General features: G+C 60.5%; 1 pseudogene. It reads left to right on the forward strand.

What is annotated here, in order from left to right:
* Nucleotides 1-127: pseudogene (locus tag PKKP23_RS34780) on the forward strand (IS3 family transposase); the annotation flags it as partial.
* Between the last annotated feature and the right edge of the window lie 126 nt (nucleotides 128-253).

A 253-nucleotide genomic window follows, 5' to 3' on the forward strand; every position in this document is an offset into this window, starting at 1 on the left:
CAGCCGTAAGGTATTGGCACATCGGGTGGCGATCACGCTGGAAGCGATCCATGCGGTCGAGGCGCTGGAAGAGGCCTTCGCGAAATACGGCCAGCCGGAGATCGTCAACACCGATCAGGGCAGCCAGGGCGGATTCAACCGGTCGTCGCAACGCCTTTAATCGGGGAGGTGTTGCGTGGGTCGAATTGCAGGATGGGTATATCAGATAACCGGGCGACGAGCGATGCACTCACCAGGTGCGCCGTCACTTCGA

The organism is Paraburkholderia kururiensis JCM 10599 = LMG 19447 (assembly GCF_003986935.1).
GTDB lineage: Bacteria > Pseudomonadota > Gammaproteobacteria > Burkholderiales > Burkholderiaceae > Paraburkholderia > Paraburkholderia kururiensis.